We start from the raw sequence: 2,075 nt of genomic DNA, 5'->3' as shown, positions 1-2,075 counted from the left end.
GCCGGTGGCAACACCGGCCTGTTACCCGACATTACGAAGGGTTCGACGGTTGCCAGATTTCTGAATGGGCGAGCTTCGACGCGGTGTGCGAGCTTGCAGACTTCATCGAGGAACATGGCGCGCTTGGCGCCAAGCTTTACAGCCAGTTCGGTGATGATCTTGAACAGGCGCGCGCCGCGTTCGAGGATTATGCCGGAGAATACCGCAGCGCGGCGGACTTTGCCGAAGAGCTGCACGACGAGACCGGCACAGCGATACCGGAAAGCCTCAAATACTATATCGACTGGCAGGCGCTCGCCCGCGACATGGCCCTCAATGGTGAGATCATGGTGTTCCAGACGGGCTTCGATGAAGTCCACGTGTTCTGGAGCCGTTAGAGATGGCTTTCACGGAACGCTTTGACACGTTCGTATGCGAGGGCGATTGCATCGCTTGCGAACAGGACGGGTTCCGGATCGTCGCGCGCATCGTGCGCGATGATAGTCCGGATGGGCCGGACCAGCGCCAGGACGGATTCTGGCCCTCGCTCTACAAGGATGCGCCCGGATTTATCGGCCCCGGAAACAATTTCCGGGAACGCTTTGCCAAGGCACAAGCCGAAGCCGAGGCGATCATGGAGGCATGGCGGGAGGATGACTGGTTCTATTGCGGTATTGTCCTCTCGGTATCTCTTGATGGTGTCATATTGGACGAGCACGCCATCAGCCTGTGGGGCGTCGAGGCCAATTATCCGGGTTCGGATAATGGACATCTGACGGACGTCGCAGATGACCTTCTTCCCGACGCTCTCGCGATCGGTCGCCGGGTCGCGCAGCGTCTTTGTGCGACCCTCTCGAATCTCGAGGCGCGCGCATGAGTGCGCGTCTGTCCTCTTCAATCAAATCATCAAAGGAGGCCCATGCAATGGCCCAGCCTATCCTCAAATCCTTGCCGCTGTCCGAGCTTCGGATTTCCAAACTCAACATGCGCCATAGCCGCAAGAAGCCGGACGTGTCCGATATTCTGCCGTCTATTCGTGAGAGCGGTATTCGCCAGACTTTGCTGGTGCGCCGTGAAAGCGATCATTACGGCGTCGTTGCCGGACGGCGGCGGTTCTTCGCCCTGAAAGAGATCGAGAAGGAGACCGGCAAGCCGCCCATGGTGCCATGCGCGATCATGCGGGAGGAAGATGCCGCCAGCGCGATAGCGGCATCCGTCATCGAGAATGTCGGACGCCTGCCAGCTTCGGAAATGGAGCAGTATACCGCCTTCAAGCGCCTGAATGATGAAGGCCGCGCGGTCGAGGACATCGCCGCATTCTTTGGGGTCACCGTGCTTCTGGTGCGGCGGGTGCTGGCACTGGCGTCCCTCGCCGAGCCCATCCGCGAATTCTATGCCGGGGACGAGATCGACCGCGAAACAATTCGGGCCCTGACCCTCGCCACGCCGGAGCAACAGGCGGAATGGCTTCGCCTGTTCGAGAGCGAGGACGCGCGCGCGCCGATGGGCCGGAACTGCAAGGCGTGGATCACGGGCGGGACAATTATCACCACAGACAAGGCCCTGTTTGACTTGGCGGGCTATGACGGCCTGATAACCGCCGATCTGTTTGGCGAGCATGGCGTGTTTGCCGACGCGGATGCTTTCTGGACCGCGCAAGCCGCAGCCGTCGCGCAGCGTATCGAGGCTTATCTCGCCGAAGGCTGGAAGGACGTGGTCTGCCTTGAGCGGGGGCAGTATTTCCAGCGCTGGGACCATGTGACCAAGACGAAGAAGGAGGGCGGCAAGGTGTTCGTCGAGCTTCGCCATGATGGCAGTGTGACCTTCCATGAAGGCTATATCTCACAGGCTGAGGCGCGGAGAAACGACAAGGAGAAGCGCGGCAGCGACGACCCTTCCTCAGCACCCGTCAAACCTGAAATGTCTGGCCCGCTTGCGGAATATATCCTGCTGCATCGGCATGGGGCGGCGCAGGCGAGCCTCGCCGCCCAGCCTGCTATCGCGCTGCGCCTGATGGTGGCCCATGCCATGACCGGCAGCGCGCTCTGGACGATCCGTGCGCATGAATGCAGCAGCCGGAAGGATGCCACGCGGGA

At 61.0% G+C, this 2,075-nt stretch carries 3 protein-coding genes; all 3 read left to right on the top strand.

Annotated features, from left to right (window positions below; genetic code table 11):
• The coding region (locus HOC_RS20345; protein WP_035542346.1) for an antirestriction protein ArdA at positions 1-377 on the top strand (377 nt) is incomplete at its 5' end.
• A 2-nt stretch (positions 378-379) separates the two neighbouring features.
• Positions 380-856: a hypothetical protein gene (locus HOC_RS20340; protein ID WP_035542341.1), complete on the top strand. Its 477-nt coding sequence runs from the start codon at positions 380-382 to the stop codon at positions 854-856.
• 47 nt (positions 857-903) lie between these two features.
• Positions 904-2,075, top strand: a 1,172-nt coding sequence (locus HOC_RS20335) for a ParB/RepB/Spo0J family partition protein (protein WP_084146520.1), incomplete at its 3' end; no start/stop codon positions are given.

Source organism: Hyphomonas oceanitis SCH89 (assembly GCF_000685295.1).
In the GTDB taxonomy this organism is placed as follows: Bacteria; Pseudomonadota; Alphaproteobacteria; order Caulobacterales; family Hyphomonadaceae; genus Hyphomonas; species Hyphomonas oceanitis.
This window is presented reverse-complemented; position numbering and strand designations above follow the sequence as displayed.